Below are 14,632 nucleotides of genomic sequence, written 5' to 3'. Positions count from 1 at the left end.
CCCCCTTATTCTTCTTGTTTTCTGAGTTCCAGTCCCAAGTCGTGCAATTTATTAATTACTTCTTCTAGGGACTTTTTACCCAGGTTGCGCACTTTCATCATTTCTTCTTCAGTACGATTTGCCAATTCTTCAACGCTGTTAATGCCAGCGCGTTTTAAGCAGTTATAAGAACGCACAGATAAATCTAGCTCTTCGATAGACATCTCTAGAATTTTATCTTTTTGCTCTTCCTCTTTTTCAACCATTATTTCTACGTCATTAGCTGCTTCTGTTAGTCCGACAAAGAGTTGTAGGTGTTCACTCATTATCTTCGCGGCTAGGCTGGTTGCCTCATCCGGGCGAATGCTACCGTTAGTCCAAACTTCCAGTGTTAGCTTATCATAGTTAGTGATTTGCCCAACCCGTGTATTCTCAACATTGAAGTTAACTTTTCTCACTGGGGTAAAGGCAGAATCTATTGGAATAACTCCAATAATGTGCTCACCCTGTTTGTTCATCTCCGCTGAGTGATAACCACGGCCTCGGGAAACTCTAATTTCCATAGCCAACTTTCCACCTTCGGCAATAGTAGCTATGTGTAGGTCCGGGTTTAAAATCTCTACATCCGCATCGCCAATGATGTCTGCCGCTGTAACAGTGCACTCACCCTGAGCTTCTATCCGCAATACTTTTTCTTCTTCAGAACCATGTATTTTTAGACATAGATTTTTTAGGTTAAGAATAATGTCTGTTACATCTTCTCTAACACCTGGAACGGTTGAAAACTCATGCAACACGCCCTCAATCTTAATTGCTGTCACCGCCGCACCGGGCAGTGATGACAGTAAAATGCGGCGTAAACTGTTACCTAAGGTAATACCATAACCCCGCTCTAAAGGCTCTAGGACGAACTTACCATAGGTATTATCGTCATTGGTATCAACAATCTCAATTTTTGGTTTCTCGATTTCCAGCATATTATACGGTAACCCTCCTTTGACCGGAACAAAACAATCAGCCTACTTGCCGACTTATCTAGAATAAAATTCGACTATCAGGTGTTCTTCCACAGGAACATCGATTTGTTCCCTTGTCGGGAGGGCAACTACGCGACCTTTAGCTTGCTCGGCATTGTACTCTAGCCAAGCTGGAGGGGTCTTTTCAGCAGCCCGCTCCATCAATTCTTTGATTTGAGGAGAATTTTTGCTACCTTCGGTAACCGCAATTTCGTCTCCCACACGCACTAAGAAGGATGGAATATTAACTTTATGTCCATTCACTTCGAAGTGGCCATGGGTTACTATCTGACGTGCTTCCACACGAGAAGTTGCCAAACCAAGGCGATAAACAACGTTATCCAGTCTACGCTCCAATAGACGAAGCAGGTTATCACCGGTTACACCTGGCTGACGGTTAGCTTCTTCATAGTAGCCACGGAATTGCTTTTCTAATATACCATAAATACGGCGAGCTCTTTGCTTAGCGCGCAATTGCAGACCGTATTCTGTTACTTTCTTACGGTTTTGTCCGTGTTGTCCGGGAGCATAGCTGCGTCTATCTATCGCACACTTGCCAGTATAGCAACGATCACCTTTTAGATACAGCTTTAAGCCTTCGCGACGACATAATTTACATTGTGGTCCAGTATATCTTGCCAATCAACTCACCTCCCGTTATACTCTACGACGCTTAGGTGGACGGCAGCCATTGTGTGGAATTGGAGTAATATCCTTAATCATACTTACTTCCAAACCAGCTGCTTGCAAAGAACGGATAGCGGCTTCCCGGCCAGCGCCAGGGCCTTTAACCATTACTTCTACATTTTTCATACCATGTTCCATAGCATCTTTCGCTGCCTTTTCAGCTGCCATTTGGGCTGCAAAAGGAGTGCTCTTACGAGATCCTTTAAAACCAACCTGACCGGCTGATGCCCAAGATATAGCGTTACCTTTTTTATCAGTGATGGTAACAATTGTGTTGTTAAATGAAGATTTGATGAAAGCAACACCCACATCAATGTTCTTTCTCTCGCGTCTTCTTGTACGAGTTGTACGACGGGCCATCTATCAATTTCCCCCCTTAGGCTACTTCTTCCTTTTTGCGCCTACAGTCTTCTTCGGGCCTTTGCGGGTACGCGCATTGGTCTTGGTTTTCTGACCACGCACTGGTAATCCACGACGATGTCTTACACCGCGGTAACAGCCAATTTCAATTAACCGCTTGATGTTAAGAGCAACTTCCCGTCTCAGGTCACCTTCAACTTTTACATTCTTATCAATATACTCACGTAGTTTGTTAGTTTCTTCTTCCGTTAAGTCACGAACTCTGGTATCTGGGTTAACACCTGTTACTTTTAGGATCTTCTGGGAAGTTGATAAACCAATACCATAAATATAGGTTAAGGCTATCTCCACCCGTTTATCCCTGGGTAAGTCTACCCCGGAAATACGTGCCATTCCCTATGAACACCTCCACTCTACCCTTGCTTTTGCTTATGCTTAGGGTTTTCACAAATGACCATTACTTTGCCTTTACGACGAATGATTTTACATTTTTCACAGATTGGTTTTACCGATGGTCTTACTTTCATGAGTCACCCTCCTTCGGCTGGGTGTTTTACTTATAACGATAAACAATTCTTCCCCGTGTCAAATCATATGGCGATAGTTCCACAGTGACTTTATCGCCAGGCAAGATACGAATAAAATTCATCCGTATTTTACCGGACACATGGGCTAAAACTTTATGCCCGTTGGCAAGCTCTACCCGAAACATCGCGTTCGGTAGCGGCTCGATTACGGTACCTTCTACTTCAATAACATCACTCTTTGACATTAAACTATCACAACCTCCTTACTCTTCCCCTCATCAAACATTTCTCTATTTGTTTAGATATCCAGCAATTAACTTTACTATATCTGAGTCACTGATTTGTTGATTGCTAATTTTGTTGACAATTTCTTCAGATGTAGCAGCTATTCGCTGTAGATGCTTGATATTTTTTTTCTTTGGATTTTCAATTCGGCGGACTTTTCCATCTGCAACCAATACCCGGTTGACATCTGTCAGCCCAATCACAAGATAAACTTTACCTTTATCTCGCCCCAGTGTTGAGCAAACTAATTGCCCCACTTGCAAATCGACGCCCTTCAACACTACACCTCCGCTTTATAGCCTGGTTAATATCTCCGGTACATCATCAGTTATGGCAATGGTATGTTCAACATGGGCTGACATCTTTCCATCTTTGGTTACTACCGTCCAGTTATTAGGAAGAGTTTGCACCTCGTAGGTGCCCATGTTAACCATAGGTTCAATAGCTAATGTCATTCCTTTTTTTAGCCGCGGTCCACGTCCTGGACGGCCAAAATTAGGCACCTGCGGATCCTCATGTAATTTGCTGCCGATTCCGTGTCCAACATAGTCTCTAACCACAGAAAACCCATGGCTTTCAACGTAGTCTTGTACAGCGTGCGAGATGTCCGACAGCCGATTTCCATCTCTCGCCTGGTCTATGCCCACATACAGTGATTGTTCAGTAACTCTGATTAATTCCAAAGCATCATCACTGACCGTTCCCACCGGCAAGGTGCGGGTAGCATCCCCATGAAAGCCATTTATTACCGCTCCAAGGTCAATACTAATAATATCTCCGATTTCCAATTTCTTTAAACCGGGTATACCGTGTACCACCTCTTCATTTACCGAAGCACAAATGGTTGCTGGAAAACCATATAAGCCTTTGAACGAAGGTTTGGCCCCTTGCTTTAAAACCACATTCTCCGCAATGGTGTCCAATTCCTTAGTGGTTACCCCTGGCTTTACTGCTTTCTCCAATTCTTTATGGGTTAATGCTACGACTTTGCCTGCGTCGCGCATGTATTTGAGTTCTCTTTCAGATTTACAGGTTATCATGTTAAACCATCCTATTTAATGAACCCTTGATAGCTGCGCATCAATAATTGGGATTCTATTTGTTTCATGGTGTCTAGTGCAACGCCCACTACAATCAGCAACGATGTTCCCCCGAACCATATTCCTGGTATTTTGGTTGCTGCCAAAACAAAGTTCGGCAGTATGGCCACCAATGCCAAGAATATAGCACCGGCCAGGGTAATTCGGCTCATTATACGGGAAATATATTCAGCTGTTGGTCTACCTGGTCTAATACCTGGTATAAAGCCGCCATTACGTTTAATGTTATCGGCAATATCAACTGGGTTCATGATTACAGCTGTATAGAAGTATGTGAAACCGATAATCAACAGCGCATAAAATATGCTGTTTATTACTGTTCCAAAACCCAGATATTTAGCATACCACTGGGCAACGCCAGCGCCACCAAACCATTGAATTAGCTGCTCTGGAAACATCAACAGTGACGATGCAAAAATAACTGGTATCACCCCTGCCTGGTTAACCTTTAAAGGCAAGTGTGTGGTTTGACCGCCATATACCCGACGTCCAACTACCCGTTTGGCATACTGCACTGGGATTCGTCGTTGACCTTGGGTTACAAAAACGATCCCGGCAATTACCGCTCCGGCAATAACCACCAACAGTACGATACTAAGAATGTTGATTGTACCTGCTGTAAACAATTCATACAAATTAACAAGTGCCGACGGTATTCTGGAAACAATACCTGCAAAAATAATCAGCGAAATACCATTACCAATACCTTTGTCTGTAATTTGCTCACCCAACCACATTAAGAACACAGTACCAGCTGTTAATGTGACCGCCACAACTGCGTAGGTGAAGGGCCCTGGATTCTCAAGCGAACCTTTCATGAAAACCGATAACCCGATTGCCTGAACAAAGGCAATCACTGCGGTAAAGTACCGAGTATATTGGGAAATCTTTTTCCGGCCCTCTTCGCCCTCTTTAGAAAGTTGCTCCAGTCTGGGTATAATTATTGTTAGCAATTGCATAATAATCGACGCGTTGATGTATGGGAAAATACCCATTGCAACAACAGAGATGTTAGCAAATGCACCACCAGATACAATGTCAAGAAAGCCCAATAACGAGTTTTGACTGGCTAGATTCCGGAATGCCTCAGGATCAACGCCGGGAACCGGAATATGTGCGGCTAGACGAAAAACAAACATCATCATCAACGTGAATAATAATTTGTTTTTCAGATCTGGACTCTTTAGCGCGTTTTTCAAGCTATCCAGCAAGGTTAAATCACCTCAACTGTACCGCCAGCAGCTGTAATCTTTTCAGCAGCTGACTTGCTGAAGGCGTTAGCCTTAACAGTAAGGGACTTTTCCAGTTCACCATTACCGAGAATCTTTACTCCATCTGCAATTTTCTTAATCACTCCAGCTTCTTTTAAAGCCTCTGGAGTTACTATGGTGCCATTTTCAAAACGATTTAACGCATCAACGTTAATGGCGATGATTTCTTTCCTAAAAATATTTGTAAATCCACGCTTGGGTAAGCGACGTTGCAAGGGCATTTGACCACCCTCGAAACCAGGTCTTACACCACCACCAGAGCGTGCCTTTTGACCTTTATGACCACGTCCAGCAGTTTTACCTAAGCCTGAGCCAATACCTTGACCCTTACGGGTAGGTTTCTTCCTCGCTCCAGGAGCTGGCTTCAACTCGTTTAATTTCACCGTCGCACCTCCCTTACACTTCTTCTACCTTAACCATGTGAGCTACTTTATCTATCATACCCCTAATTTGTGGGGTGTCTTCATGAACAACCTTACTGTTCAGCTTGGTTAGGCCTAGTGTGCGTACAGTTATACGCTGTTTTTCAGGCCTGCCTATTGGGCTTTTTACCAGAGTAATTTGTAACTTGGCCATGTCCGCCCTCCTAACCTAGCAGTTCTTCAACAGATTTTCCTCTGAGCCTTGCCACATGTTCTGGAGTCTTTAAACTCTTTATGCCTTCCATGGTAGCGCGTACCATGTTGTTGGCATTATTTGAACCCAATGACTTGGTCAGAATATCACGTACCCCCGCCAGTTCAAGAATAGCTCTCACTGGGCCACCGGCAATAACACCAGTACCGGGTGCAGCAGGTTTCAGTAATACTTTACCTGCGCCAAAAATACCCATTACTTGGTGAGGGATAGTGGTACCGTTTAGGGGAACTGTAATTAAATTTTTCTTTGCATCCTCAACACCCTTGCGAATGGCATCAGGTACTTGGCTGGCTTTACCAAGGCCAAAACCCACATGCCCGTTGCCGTCACCGACAACCACAAGAGCAGAAAAACTAAATCTGCGACCACCTTTTACCACTTTGGCCACACGGTTAATATACACAACTTTTTCGGACAATTCCAGCTTGCTGGCGTCTACTCTTGCCATTATGCTTTATATTCCCTCCTTAAACCGTACTAGAATTCCAGGCCACCTTTTCTGGCCGCTTCGGCCAGAGCTTTAACCCGACCATGATAGATATATCCGGCCCGATCAAATACTACACTTTTAATGCCTGCATCGAGGGCTTTTTTAGCAATAAGCTCTCCCACTGCTGTGGCAGCTTCAATGTTGCCGCCTGTACTCACTTTACCTTTAAGCTCCGGTGAGAGGGATGAAGCAGCCGCCAGTGTTACACCCTTTTCGTCGTCAATAATTTGTGAGTAAATGTTATTTAGGCTACGAAATACACTCAGTCTCGGACGCTCAGTGGTGCCACGCAGCTTGTTGCGCAGTCTCATGCGACGCTTGGCGCGTACAGCTTTGCGATCAACTCTTTTAATCAACTGAATTCACTCCTTCCCTTACTTCTTACCGGTCTTACCAGCCTTACGGCGGATTCTTTCGTTTTCATACTTAATACCTTTACCCTTATAAGGCTCAGGCTCACGAACAGCACGAATATTGGCAGCAAATTCACCCACCAGCTGCTTATCAACACCTTTAACAGATATTTTAGTAGCAGCAGGCACTTCAATTTCAATACCCGCAGGCGCTTCCATTTCTACAGGGTGTGAATAACCCATGTTTAGCACCAGCTTATTACCTTGCTTTTGGGCACGGTAACCTACACCAACCAGTTCCAGGTTCTTTTGATAACCGTTGCTCACACCTTCAACCATGTTAGCAATCAGTGATCTGGTGGTACCGTGCAATGCCTTGTGTTGTTTATTATCTGAAGGACGTTCAACCACAATAACGTTGTCTTCCATCTTGATAATCATATCTTGATGCATAGCGCTTTCCAATTGGCCTTTGGGACCCTTTACGCTAACAACGTTACCGTCAATTTTAACTTCAACGCCCTGGGGTACCGTAATGGGTTTTCTACCAGTACGAGACATAACTACACCTCCCTAGCGACCCTTACCAAACGTAGCAGATAACTTCTCCACCTACGCCTAGTTCACGGGCTTTCTTGTCGGTTATAATTCCTTTGGAAGTGGAAATAATTGCTATACCCAAACCACTTAATACCTTAGGTATATTATCTTTTCTGGCGTATACACGCAACCCTGGCTTAGAAATCTTTTTGATACCAGTGATAACTTTTTGCTTGTCGCCAGCATACTTCATGTATACACGCACAATACCCTGTTTACCGTCTTCTATGACTTCGTAATCTTTGATATAGCCCTCTTGTTTCAGGATATCGGCTATAGCTTTTTTAACTTTGGATGCAGGAGCTTCAACTACACCCTTGTTTACCATGTTAGCATTACGAATACGGGTCAAGAAGTCTGCAATGGGATCGGTCATTACCATTGCCCCTACCTCCTTCCTATTACCAGCTTGCCTTTTTGACGCCCGGAATTTCGCCTTTATAAGCTAATTCCCGGAAACAAACGCGGCAGATACCAAACTTTCTCATATAAGCATGTGGTCTACCACATAATTTGCAGCGATTATATTCCCGCACTTTAAATCTCTGGCGACGGTTAGCTTTATTAATCATAGCTTTTTTAGCCATTTGATTCCCTCCTTTGCCGACAGTTCTAAGTTAGCCGGACTAGCGATGGGTGCTTAGCTGGCCTTTTTAAATGGCATGCCTAACAGTCTTAATAGCTCGCGAGCTTCTTCATCAGTTTTTGCTGTTGTCACAAAACTAATGTCCATACCGCGTACTTTATCAACTTTATCGTACTCAATCTCAGGGAAAATTAGTTGTTCCCTGACACCTAGTGTATAGTTGCCGCGACCATCAAATGCTGTTGGGGATACGCCACGAAAATCGCGTACGCGTGGTAGCGCAATGCTGACAACTTTGTCAACAAAGTCCCACATCCGTTCACCGCGTAAAGTTACCTTAGCACCAATGCTCATACCTTCTCTTAATTTAAAACCAGCAATGGATTTTTTCGCTTTAGTAACCACAGGGCGCTGGCCTGTGATTTTCATAATATCGCCAACTGCAGCATCGATAGCTTTTGAATTTTGAATGGCTTCACCCAGACCTACGTTAATAACAACTTTGTCTAGTTTGGGTACTTCCATCACATTTTTATAGCCAAACTTTTGCATCATAGCTTTTACGATTTCATCATTGTATTTATCCTTAAGCCTTGGCATCGGTTGTTACCTCCTTCCCATTGTGGATTAGCCTAGAACTTCACCACATTGTCTGCAAATACGTTCTTTTTGGCCGTCAATTTTCTTCTTAACACGAACTGGTTTGTCGCACTTTGAGCAAAACGGCATTACATTAGAACTATGGATAGGAGCAGGCTTTTCAATAATACCCCCTTGAGGGTTGGCTTGTGTTGGGCGAGTGTGACGTTTTACAACGTTAACACCTTCAACCACCACACGACTGGTTTTGGGTTGCACTTCCAAAACCTTACCTTTTTTACCAGCGTCCTTGCCAGTGATTACTACCACTGTATCTCCCTTGCGTACGTGGACTTTGGGCATACTATGCACCTCCTCTTACAGAACCTCGGGAGCCAGAGAAACAATTTTCATATAATCTTTTTCCCGCAACTCTCTGGCTACAGGGCCAAAGATACGGGTGCCCCTGGGACTTTTATCGTCTTTAATGATTACAGCAGCGTTTTCATCGAACTTGATATATGACCCGTCTGGTCTGCGAATTTCTTTATTTGTACGTACTACAACCGCTTTCACAACGTCACCTTTCTTGACAACGCCGCCTGGTGTAGCCTGTTTAACAGTTGCAACAATCACATCACCAATACTAGCATAACGTCTAGTGGAACCGCCCATTACACGAATACACAGAAGTTCTTTGGCGCCTGTGTTATCGGCAACATTTAATCTGGTTTCGACTTGAATCAAGCTGATTCCCTCCTTTCAGCACAGTGCTACATTAAGGGAGTATATTAAATCTGCTCAGCTCTTCTGAGGATTTCAACTACTCGCCATCTCTTATCTTTGGACAGCGGACGAGTTTCCATGATTTTAACTTCGTCACCTATGCGGCATGTGTTTTCCCCATCATGAGCCTTGTATTTTTTAGTTTGACGAACAGTTTTACCATAGATAGGATGTCTGTTAAAACTTTCAACAGCCACCACAACTGTTTTGTCCATTTTGTCGCTCACAACTTTACCGTAGCGAACCTTACGCAGGCTGCGTTCTTGCACAGGTATGCCTCCTTCCCTTCAGTGAGCAAATTATGCTCTCTGAATTCCCAATTCACGCTCGCGAATAATGGTCTTTACCCGAGCAATGTTATGACGAACTTGTTTAATTTTTAGCGGGTTATCCAACTGTCCGGTAGCCAATTGGAATCTTAATTTAAAGAGCTCGTCTTTACTTTCGTCCAACTTTTTGTTTAATTCTTCAACAGTAAGTTCACGGAGTTCTTTAGCTTTCATTGGCCTCACCTACTTCCCCACGTCTAACAATTTTGCACTTAACGGGCAATTTATTAGAAGCCAATCTCAAGGCTTCACGAGCCACATCTTCTGGAACCCCAGCCAATTCAAACATTACTCTACCTTGTTTAACAGCTGCAACCCAAAGTTCCGGAGAACCTTTACCTTTACCCATACGAGTTTCAGCAGGCTTTTGAGTAATTGGTCTATCTGGGAATATACGAATCCAAACTTTACCACCACGTTTGATGTAACGTGTCATGGCAATACGTGCAGCTTCAATTTGGCGGTTGGTGATCCAACCTGCTTCAATTGCTTGAATACCATATTCACCAAATTGCACCTCAGTACCACCTTTTGCGCGTCCAGTCAATTTACGGGGGCGGTGTGGTCTGCGATACTTAACCCTTTTCGGTATTAGCATTGCCTATTCCCCTCCTTCTACGGCAGCAGCCTGTGCCCTTTGGGGCAACACCTCTCCTTTATAGATCCATACTTTTACGCCGATCTTGCCGTATGTTGTATCTGCTTCTGCAAAACCATATTCAACATCTGCACGGAGTGTATGCAGAGGTACTTTACCTTCACTGGCCCATTCGGTACGAGCAATCTCAGCGCCACCTAAGCGACCGCTAACTGCAACCTTGATACCTTTAGCGCCCATCTTAGTTGCCCGGCCGATAACTTGCTTGATAGCACGACGGAAAGCAATCCGCTTTTCCAACTGCTGGGCTACGTTTTCTGCAACCAATTGTGCATTTACTTCTGGCACTTTTACTTCTTGGATGTTGACATTTACTTTTTTACCGGTCAACTTCTCCAAGCTTTGTCTCAATGCTTCAACTTCAGTACCGCCGCGGCCAATTACAATACCTGGTTTAGCGGTATGAATGGTTACTTTAACGCGGTTAGCAGCACGTTCAATTTGAATGTTGGCAATGCCAGCCGCATATAATTTTTTCTTAACGTATTTGCGAATTTTTTGGTCTTCAATCAGTAGATTTGAATAGTTGCGCTTATCAGCAAACCATTTAGAATCCCAATCCTTAATGATGCCGACTCTTAATCCTTTTGGGTTAACCTTTTGGCCCACTCAGTTATCCCTCCTTTATTTTTCTTTCACCACAATGGTGATGTGGCTAGTACGTCTGCGCATTTGATCCGCCCGGCCGTAAGCTCTAGGCTTGAAGCGCTTGAGGGTGGGACCCTGGTCCACATAGGCTTCGGCAATATACAAACTGTCTTTATCCATATCATAATTGTGCTCAGCGTTGGCTGCGGCGGAGTTAACCACCTTAGTCACTGCTTCAGAAGCACGTTTAGGAGTATGTTTGATAATTGCCAGGGCTTGCTTTAGTTCTTTACCCCGAATCAAGTCAACAACCTGACGAACCTTGCGCGGGGATACTCTGACATATTTAGCAATGGCTTTTGCTTCCATTGTTATTACCCCCCTCTCTGGGACTACTTAAGAGCAGTAGATCTTTCTGTGTGATCACCATGGCCACGGAATGTCCGGGTTGGGGCAAATTCGCCCAACTTATGGCCAATCATATCTTCGGTAATATATACAGGTACATGCTTACGTCCATCATGTACAGCAATTGTATGTCCTACCATCTGTGGGAAAATTGTAGAACTACGTGACCAGCTTTTTAATACTTTCTTTTCACCAGATTCATTCATTTTTTCAATTCTGGCTAAAAGCTTTGCATCAACGTATGGTCCTTTCTTGAGTGACCTACCCATAGCTGGACCTCCTTTTATTACTTCTTATTACGGCGTTTTACAATCAGCCTATCGCTAGACTTTTTCTTACGAGTGCGAGCACCCAGTGCCGGTTTGCCCCAAGGAGTAACAGGGTTACGTCCTACAGGTGAGCGACCTTCACCACCACCATGTGGGTGGTCTACTGGGTTCATCACTACACCACGAACAGATGGGCGTTTACCCAAATGACGTGCTCTACCAGCTTTACCAATGGTAATGTTCTCATGTTCTATGTTACCAACCTGACCAATGGTTGCACGGCAAGTTTGTAGTACCATGCGCATTTCACCGGATGGCATGCGCAGAGTTGCATACTTTCCTTCTTTGGCCATCAGTTGAGCCGAAGCTCCTGCTGAACGAACCATTTGACCGCCACGACCTGGATACAGTTCAATGTTATGAATCATTGTACCAACAGGAATATTTGCCAGTGGCAATGCATTACCCACTTTAATATCTGCTTCCGGACCTGATTCTACCACAGTTCCTACAGTTAAACCGTGCGGAGCAAGAATATAACGTTTTTCACCGTCTGCGTAGTTGAGCAGAGCTATTCTTGCGGAGCGGTTTGGATCATATTCAATGCTGGCTACTTTAGCCGGAATTGCATCTTTATCCCGCTTGAAGTCTATAATACGGTACATCCTCTTGTGACCGCCACCACGGTGTCTTACTGTTAAACGACCTTGGTTGTTACGGCCTGATTGTTTCTTCAGAGGTGCTAGCAGAGACTTCTCAGGTTCGGTTTTAGTGATCTCTTCAAAAGAAGCAGTGGTCACAAACCGGCGACCTGGGGAGGTTGGTTTATACTTTTTAACTGCCACCTAATACCCCTCCTTACACACCTTCGAATATTTCGATCTTGTCGCCTTCCCTGAGTGTTACAATGGCTTTCTTTCTGTCAGGGGTTTTACCGACAAATTGGCGTACGCGCTTGCGTTTGCCGTTAACATTCATAGTGTTTACTTTTTCGACTTTTACTTTAAACAAGTCCTCAACGGCTTGCTTAACTTCTACTTTGTTGGCATTGGTGCTAACCCAAAAAGTATACTTGTTATCTGCTAAAAGCCCAGTGCTTTTTTCAGAAATTACTGGTTTTATAATAATATCCCGTGGGTTTTTCACTATGCCAGCACCTCCTCGACCTTGGCCACAGCCTCTTTGGTGATGACCAGTTTGTCGTGGTGTAGCAAATCGTAAACATTAATGCCCGCTACTTTAATTTGCTTAACACCAGGGATGTTGCGAGCAGATTTCAAAACATTTTCATTTACGTCTGCTGTTACTACTAATGCTTTATTTTGCACATTCAGCTTGTTTAAAATTCCTACCATTTCCTTGGTTTTTGGTTGAGCCAAGGATAATTCATCCAGCACCACAATTTCGCCAGCTTTCACTTTACTGGAAAGGGCTGATTTCATTGCTAGACGTCTCACTTTTTTAGGTAGTGAATATTTGTAATCTCTATTGTGTGGTCCAAATACAACACCACCGGTACGCCAAATTGGTGATCTTGTGGAACCGTGTCTTGCACGGCCAGTACCTTTTTGACGCCAGGGCTTGCGACCGCCACCACGCACTTCAGATCTGGTTTTGGTCTCGTGAGTGCCCTGCCGTTGGCCAGCCAGCTGCATTACAACTGCTTCATGCAGTACATGTTCATTGGGTTCAATACCCCATACCGCATCGCTTAGTTCAATTTCACCGACTTGATCGCCGTTTATATTGAAAACCGATACTTTAGGCATCACTTACTCCTCCTTCCGCCACCGTTTAGTTGGCCTTAACTGCGTTTTTAATTACCAGCAGGCCACCCCGTGGTCCGGGAACAGCGCCTTTAATGGCAAGCAAATTACGCTCGGCATCTACCTTGACAATTTCCAGGTTTTGAACGGTCACCCGATCCACCCCGTAATGTCCAGGTAATTTTCTGCCTTTAAAAACTCTAGCAGGTTCCATAGAACCTAGTGAACCTGAACCACGGTGATACTTAGAACCGTGAGCCATTGGTCCACGATGGAAGCCATGTCTTTTAATGCTACCAGAAAAACCATGACCTTTACTGGTACCAACCACATCTACCTTTTCGCCTTCGGCAAAAACATCTGCCTTAATTTCTTGGCCCACTTGGTAGTCGTCAACATTTTCAGGCTTGAACTCGCGCAGAACTCGCAATGGACGAACGCCAGCTTTATTTAAGTGACCTTTCTGTGGCTTGTTCAGCAATTTTTCCCGAACATCTTCAAAACCAATTTGTACAGCATTGTAACCATCTGATGCAACGGTTTTCTTTTGAGTTACCACACAAGGACCAGCTTCCACCACTGTCACTGGAATTGCCTTGCCATCGGGAGTTAAAATTTGAGTCATACCAACTTTTCTTCCTAAAACCATTTTATCCACTGTTGCTGCACCTCCTATGACACGATTAGCGGTTCGTTTTCCGAACTTAATCGGTTTCTACCCAGGAACACTGACCCGGGCGTTTCTCATGCAAAACCTTTACTATTATAACTTAATTTCTATATCTACGCCAGCAGGTAAATCTAGGCGCATTAATGAGTCAACTGTTTTTGGTGTTGGCTCAATGATATCAATTAATCTTTTATGCACACGCATTTCAAATTGTTCACGGGAATCTTTGTTAACGTGTGGTGAACGCAAAATTGTATAGATGCTTTTTTCTGTTGGCAGTGGCACTGGACCAGCAACCGAGGCACCTGTACGTTTTGCAGTATCTACTATCTTTAAAGCAGATTGGTCTAGCATTTGATGATCGTATGCCTTCAATCTGATACGAATTTTTTGCTTCTTCATTTGTTTTCCTCCTTATCGCCCGATTACAGCGGACTTCTCTGTGAAAATTTCCCTGCTAACACAGGCAACCTTCCACTTCATCGCTAAGGCTTTGATGGCCTTTGTGCACACAATAGGAGGTGGGGGTTGTTAACCCACCTCCTAATAATACAAATCTAAAACTAAGCCAGAACCTTGGTTACAACGCCAGCGCCTACGGTACGGCCACCTTCACGAACAGCAAAGCGCAGACCTTCTTCCATAGCGATGGGGGTGATCAGTTGAATGGTGAACTTGGTGTTGTC

31 protein-coding genes are annotated in these 14,632 nt (G+C 44.1%); all 31 read right to left on the bottom strand.

Annotation, left to right across the window (positions count from 1 at the left end; all coding sequences use genetic code 11):
- Window positions 1-5 precede the first annotated feature (5 nt).
- Complete coding sequence (locus V6C27_10895; GenBank protein MEG6616923.1) at window positions 6-956, bottom strand: DNA-directed RNA polymerase subunit alpha; 951 nt, start codon at window positions 954-956, stop codon at window positions 6-8.
- A 54-nt stretch (window positions 957-1,010) separates the two neighbouring features.
- Window positions 1,011-1,637: a 30S ribosomal protein S4 gene (gene rpsD / locus V6C27_10890; protein ID MEG6616922.1), complete on the bottom strand. Its 627-nt coding sequence runs from the start codon at window positions 1,635-1,637 to the stop codon at window positions 1,011-1,013.
- A gap of 15 nt (window positions 1,638-1,652) precedes the next feature.
- Window positions 1,653-2,042: a 30S ribosomal protein S11 gene (rpsK, locus tag V6C27_10885; protein ID MEG6616921.1), complete on the bottom strand. Its 390-nt coding sequence runs from the start codon at window positions 2,040-2,042 to the stop codon at window positions 1,653-1,655.
- 21 nt (window positions 2,043-2,063) lie between these two features.
- The gene (rpsM, locus tag V6C27_10880) at window positions 2,064-2,435 is read right to left on the bottom strand and encodes a 30S ribosomal protein S13 (protein ID MEG6616920.1); all 372 of its coding nucleotides are present in this window, start codon (window positions 2,433-2,435) and stop codon (window positions 2,064-2,066) included.
- Window positions 2,436-2,455: 20 nt separating this feature from the next.
- A complete protein-coding gene (rpmJ, locus tag V6C27_10875; GenBank protein MEG6616919.1) occupies window positions 2,456-2,569 on the bottom strand; it encodes a 50S ribosomal protein L36 in 114 nt (37 codons plus the stop codon).
- Between the two features lie 26 nt (window positions 2,570-2,595).
- Complete coding sequence (gene infA / locus V6C27_10870) at window positions 2,596-2,814, bottom strand: translation initiation factor IF-1 (GenBank protein ID MEG6616918.1); 219 nt, start codon at window positions 2,812-2,814, stop codon at window positions 2,596-2,598.
- 45 nt (window positions 2,815-2,859) lie between these two features.
- Window positions 2,860-3,135, bottom strand: a complete 276-nt coding sequence (locus V6C27_10865; GenBank protein ID MEG6616917.1) for a KOW domain-containing RNA-binding protein — start codon at window positions 3,133-3,135, stop codon at window positions 2,860-2,862.
- A 12-nt stretch (window positions 3,136-3,147) separates the two neighbouring features.
- A complete protein-coding gene (gene map / locus V6C27_10860; protein ID MEG6616916.1) occupies window positions 3,148-3,894 on the bottom strand; it encodes a type I methionyl aminopeptidase in 747 nt (248 codons plus the stop codon).
- An 11-nt stretch (window positions 3,895-3,905) separates the two neighbouring features.
- Window positions 3,906-5,165, bottom strand: coding sequence for a preprotein translocase subunit SecY (gene secY, locus V6C27_10855; protein MEG6616915.1), 1,260 nt, complete (start codon window positions 5,163-5,165; stop codon window positions 3,906-3,908).
- A 2-nt stretch (window positions 5,166-5,167) separates the two neighbouring features.
- Window positions 5,168-5,608 (bottom strand): 50S ribosomal protein L15, encoded by a 441-nt coding sequence (rplO, locus tag V6C27_10850; protein MEG6616914.1) that lies wholly within the window; start codon window positions 5,606-5,608, stop codon window positions 5,168-5,170.
- Between the two features lie 13 nt (window positions 5,609-5,621).
- The gene (gene rpmD, locus V6C27_10845) at window positions 5,622-5,801 is read right to left on the bottom strand and encodes a 50S ribosomal protein L30 (GenBank protein MEG6616913.1); all 180 of its coding nucleotides are present in this window, start codon (window positions 5,799-5,801) and stop codon (window positions 5,622-5,624) included.
- A 10-nt stretch (window positions 5,802-5,811) separates the two neighbouring features.
- Entirely contained in the window at window positions 5,812-6,312 is a 501-nt protein-coding gene (rpsE, locus tag V6C27_10840; protein MEG6616912.1) for a 30S ribosomal protein S5, read from the bottom strand.
- Window positions 6,313-6,341: 29 nt separating this feature from the next.
- Complete coding sequence (gene rplR, locus V6C27_10835; GenBank protein ID MEG6616911.1) at window positions 6,342-6,710, bottom strand: 50S ribosomal protein L18; 369 nt, start codon at window positions 6,708-6,710, stop codon at window positions 6,342-6,344.
- An 18-nt stretch (window positions 6,711-6,728) separates the two neighbouring features.
- Window positions 6,729-7,268 carry a 50S ribosomal protein L6 gene (gene rplF, locus V6C27_10830; GenBank protein MEG6616910.1) on the bottom strand — a complete coding sequence of 180 codons (540 nt, stop codon included), beginning with the start codon at window positions 7,266-7,268 and terminating at the stop codon, window positions 6,729-6,731.
- A 22-nt stretch (window positions 7,269-7,290) separates the two neighbouring features.
- Window positions 7,291-7,689: a 30S ribosomal protein S8 gene (rpsH, locus tag V6C27_10825; protein ID MEG6616909.1), complete on the bottom strand. Its 399-nt coding sequence runs from the start codon at window positions 7,687-7,689 to the stop codon at window positions 7,291-7,293.
- Between the two features lie 19 nt (window positions 7,690-7,708).
- A complete protein-coding gene (locus tag V6C27_10820) occupies window positions 7,709-7,894 on the bottom strand; it encodes a type Z 30S ribosomal protein S14 (protein MEG6616908.1) in 186 nt (61 codons plus the stop codon).
- Window positions 7,895-7,947: 53 nt separating this feature from the next.
- Window positions 7,948-8,493, bottom strand: coding sequence for a 50S ribosomal protein L5 (gene rplE / locus V6C27_10815; protein ID MEG6616907.1), 546 nt, complete (start codon window positions 8,491-8,493; stop codon window positions 7,948-7,950).
- 27 nt (window positions 8,494-8,520) lie between these two features.
- Window positions 8,521-8,835: a 50S ribosomal protein L24 gene (rplX, locus tag V6C27_10810; protein ID MEG6616906.1), complete on the bottom strand. Its 315-nt coding sequence runs from the start codon at window positions 8,833-8,835 to the stop codon at window positions 8,521-8,523.
- 15 nt (window positions 8,836-8,850) lie between these two features.
- The gene (gene rplN, locus V6C27_10805; protein MEG6616905.1) at window positions 8,851-9,219 is read right to left on the bottom strand and encodes a 50S ribosomal protein L14; all 369 of its coding nucleotides are present in this window, start codon (window positions 9,217-9,219) and stop codon (window positions 8,851-8,853) included.
- A 44-nt stretch (window positions 9,220-9,263) separates the two neighbouring features.
- Window positions 9,264-9,533, bottom strand: a complete 270-nt coding sequence (gene rpsQ / locus V6C27_10800; protein MEG6616904.1) for a 30S ribosomal protein S17 — start codon at window positions 9,531-9,533, stop codon at window positions 9,264-9,266.
- 24 nt (window positions 9,534-9,557) lie between these two features.
- Window positions 9,558-9,761 carry a 50S ribosomal protein L29 gene (rpmC, locus tag V6C27_10795; GenBank protein MEG6616903.1) on the bottom strand — a complete coding sequence of 68 codons (204 nt, stop codon included), beginning with the start codon at window positions 9,759-9,761 and terminating at the stop codon, window positions 9,558-9,560.
- Window positions 9,751-10,185 (bottom strand): 50S ribosomal protein L16, encoded by a 435-nt coding sequence (gene rplP, locus V6C27_10790; GenBank protein MEG6616902.1) that lies wholly within the window; start codon window positions 10,183-10,185, stop codon window positions 9,751-9,753. The genes rpmC and rplP overlap by 11 nt, the downstream gene beginning before the upstream one ends.
- Before the next feature lie 3 nt (window positions 10,186-10,188).
- On the bottom strand, window positions 10,189-10,854 hold the full coding sequence (rpsC, locus tag V6C27_10785; GenBank protein ID MEG6616901.1) for a 30S ribosomal protein S3: 666 nt from the start codon (window positions 10,852-10,854) through the stop codon (window positions 10,189-10,191).
- A gap of 15 nt (window positions 10,855-10,869) precedes the next feature.
- Window positions 10,870-11,202, bottom strand: a complete 333-nt coding sequence (rplV, locus tag V6C27_10780) for a 50S ribosomal protein L22 (GenBank protein MEG6616900.1) — start codon at window positions 11,200-11,202, stop codon at window positions 10,870-10,872.
- A 23-nt stretch (window positions 11,203-11,225) separates the two neighbouring features.
- Complete coding sequence (gene rpsS, locus V6C27_10775) at window positions 11,226-11,510, bottom strand: 30S ribosomal protein S19 (protein ID MEG6616899.1); 285 nt, start codon at window positions 11,508-11,510, stop codon at window positions 11,226-11,228.
- A gap of 17 nt (window positions 11,511-11,527) precedes the next feature.
- Window positions 11,528-12,355 carry a 50S ribosomal protein L2 gene (gene rplB, locus V6C27_10770; GenBank protein MEG6616898.1) on the bottom strand — a complete coding sequence of 276 codons (828 nt, stop codon included), beginning with the start codon at window positions 12,353-12,355 and terminating at the stop codon, window positions 11,528-11,530.
- A gap of 13 nt (window positions 12,356-12,368) precedes the next feature.
- Entirely contained in the window at window positions 12,369-12,656 is a 288-nt protein-coding gene (gene rplW, locus V6C27_10765; GenBank protein MEG6616897.1) for a 50S ribosomal protein L23, read from the bottom strand.
- Window positions 12,656-13,279 carry a 50S ribosomal protein L4 gene (gene rplD / locus V6C27_10760; GenBank protein ID MEG6616896.1) on the bottom strand — a complete coding sequence of 208 codons (624 nt, stop codon included), beginning with the start codon at window positions 13,277-13,279 and terminating at the stop codon, window positions 12,656-12,658. The genes rplW and rplD overlap by 1 nt, the downstream gene beginning before the upstream one ends.
- A gap of 25 nt (window positions 13,280-13,304) precedes the next feature.
- A complete protein-coding gene (rplC, locus tag V6C27_10755; GenBank protein ID MEG6616895.1) occupies window positions 13,305-13,934 on the bottom strand; it encodes a 50S ribosomal protein L3 in 630 nt (209 codons plus the stop codon).
- A 105-nt stretch (window positions 13,935-14,039) separates the two neighbouring features.
- Window positions 14,040-14,348, bottom strand: a complete 309-nt coding sequence (gene rpsJ / locus V6C27_10750) for a 30S ribosomal protein S10 (protein ID MEG6616894.1) — start codon at window positions 14,346-14,348, stop codon at window positions 14,040-14,042.
- Between the two features lie 161 nt (window positions 14,349-14,509).
- On the bottom strand, window positions 14,510-14,632 hold a 123-nt coding region (gene tuf, locus V6C27_10745; protein MEG6616893.1), incomplete at its 5' end, for an elongation factor Tu.

The sequence above is a fragment of the Peptococcaceae bacterium 1198_IL3148 genome (assembly GCA_036763105.1).
Taxonomy (GTDB): domain Bacteria; phylum Bacillota; class Desulfotomaculia; order Desulfotomaculales; family Desulfohalotomaculaceae; genus JBAIYS01.
This window is presented reverse-complemented; position numbering and strand designations above follow the sequence as displayed.

What these genes read in the sequence shown, in the direction of transcription:
- V6C27_10895 (MEG6616923.1), bottom strand. Translation starts at nt 956, where the DNA reads ATGCTGGAAATCGAGAAACCAAAAATTGAGATTGTTGATACCAATGAC.
- rpsK (MEG6616921.1), bottom strand. Translation starts at nt 2,042, where the DNA reads ATGGCCCGTCGTACAACTCGTACAAGAAGACGCGAGAGAAAGAACATT.
- rpsM (MEG6616920.1), bottom strand. Translation starts at nt 2,435, where the DNA reads ATGGCACGTATTTCCGGGGTAGACTTACCCAGGGATAAACGGGTGGAG.
- rpmJ (MEG6616919.1), bottom strand. Translation starts at nt 2,569, where the DNA reads ATGAAAGTAAGACCATCGGTAAAACCAATCTGTGAAAAATGTAAAATC.
- infA (MEG6616918.1), bottom strand. Translation starts at nt 2,814, where the DNA reads ATGTCAAAGAGTGATGTTATTGAAGTAGAAGGTACCGTAATCGAGCCG.
- map (MEG6616916.1), bottom strand. Translation starts at nt 3,894, where the DNA reads ATGATAACCTGTAAATCTGAAAGAGAACTCAAATACATGCGCGACGCA.
- rpmD (MEG6616913.1), bottom strand. Translation starts at nt 5,801, where the DNA reads ATGGCCAAGTTACAAATTACTCTGGTAAAAAGCCCAATAGGCAGGCCT.
- rpsE (MEG6616912.1), bottom strand. Translation starts at nt 6,312, where the DNA reads ATGGCAAGAGTAGACGCCAGCAAGCTGGAATTGTCCGAAAAAGTTGTG.
- rplF (MEG6616910.1), bottom strand. Translation starts at nt 7,268, where the DNA reads ATGTCTCGTACTGGTAGAAAACCCATTACGGTACCCCAGGGCGTTGAA.
- rpsH (MEG6616909.1), bottom strand. Translation starts at nt 7,689, where the DNA reads ATGGTAATGACCGATCCCATTGCAGACTTCTTGACCCGTATTCGTAAT.
- V6C27_10820 (MEG6616908.1), bottom strand. Translation starts at nt 7,894, where the DNA reads ATGGCTAAAAAAGCTATGATTAATAAAGCTAACCGTCGCCAGAGATTT.
- rplE (MEG6616907.1), bottom strand. Translation starts at nt 8,493, where the DNA reads ATGCCAAGGCTTAAGGATAAATACAATGATGAAATCGTAAAAGCTATG.
- rplX (MEG6616906.1), bottom strand. Translation starts at nt 8,835, where the DNA reads ATGCCCAAAGTCCACGTACGCAAGGGAGATACAGTGGTAGTAATCACT.
- rpmC (MEG6616903.1), bottom strand. Translation starts at nt 9,761, where the DNA reads ATGAAAGCTAAAGAACTCCGTGAACTTACTGTTGAAGAATTAAACAAA.
- rplP (MEG6616902.1), bottom strand. Translation starts at nt 10,185, where the DNA reads ATGCTAATACCGAAAAGGGTTAAGTATCGCAGACCACACCGCCCCCGT.
- rplV (MEG6616900.1), bottom strand. Translation starts at nt 11,202, where the DNA reads ATGGAAGCAAAAGCCATTGCTAAATATGTCAGAGTATCCCCGCGCAAG.
- rpsS (MEG6616899.1), bottom strand. Translation starts at nt 11,510, where the DNA reads ATGGGTAGGTCACTCAAGAAAGGACCATACGTTGATGCAAAGCTTTTA.
- rplD (MEG6616896.1), bottom strand. Translation starts at nt 13,279, where the DNA reads ATGCCTAAAGTATCGGTTTTCAATATAAACGGCGATCAAGTCGGTGAA.
- rpsJ (MEG6616894.1), bottom strand. Translation starts at nt 14,348, where the DNA reads ATGAAGAAGCAAAAAATTCGTATCAGATTGAAGGCATACGATCATCAA.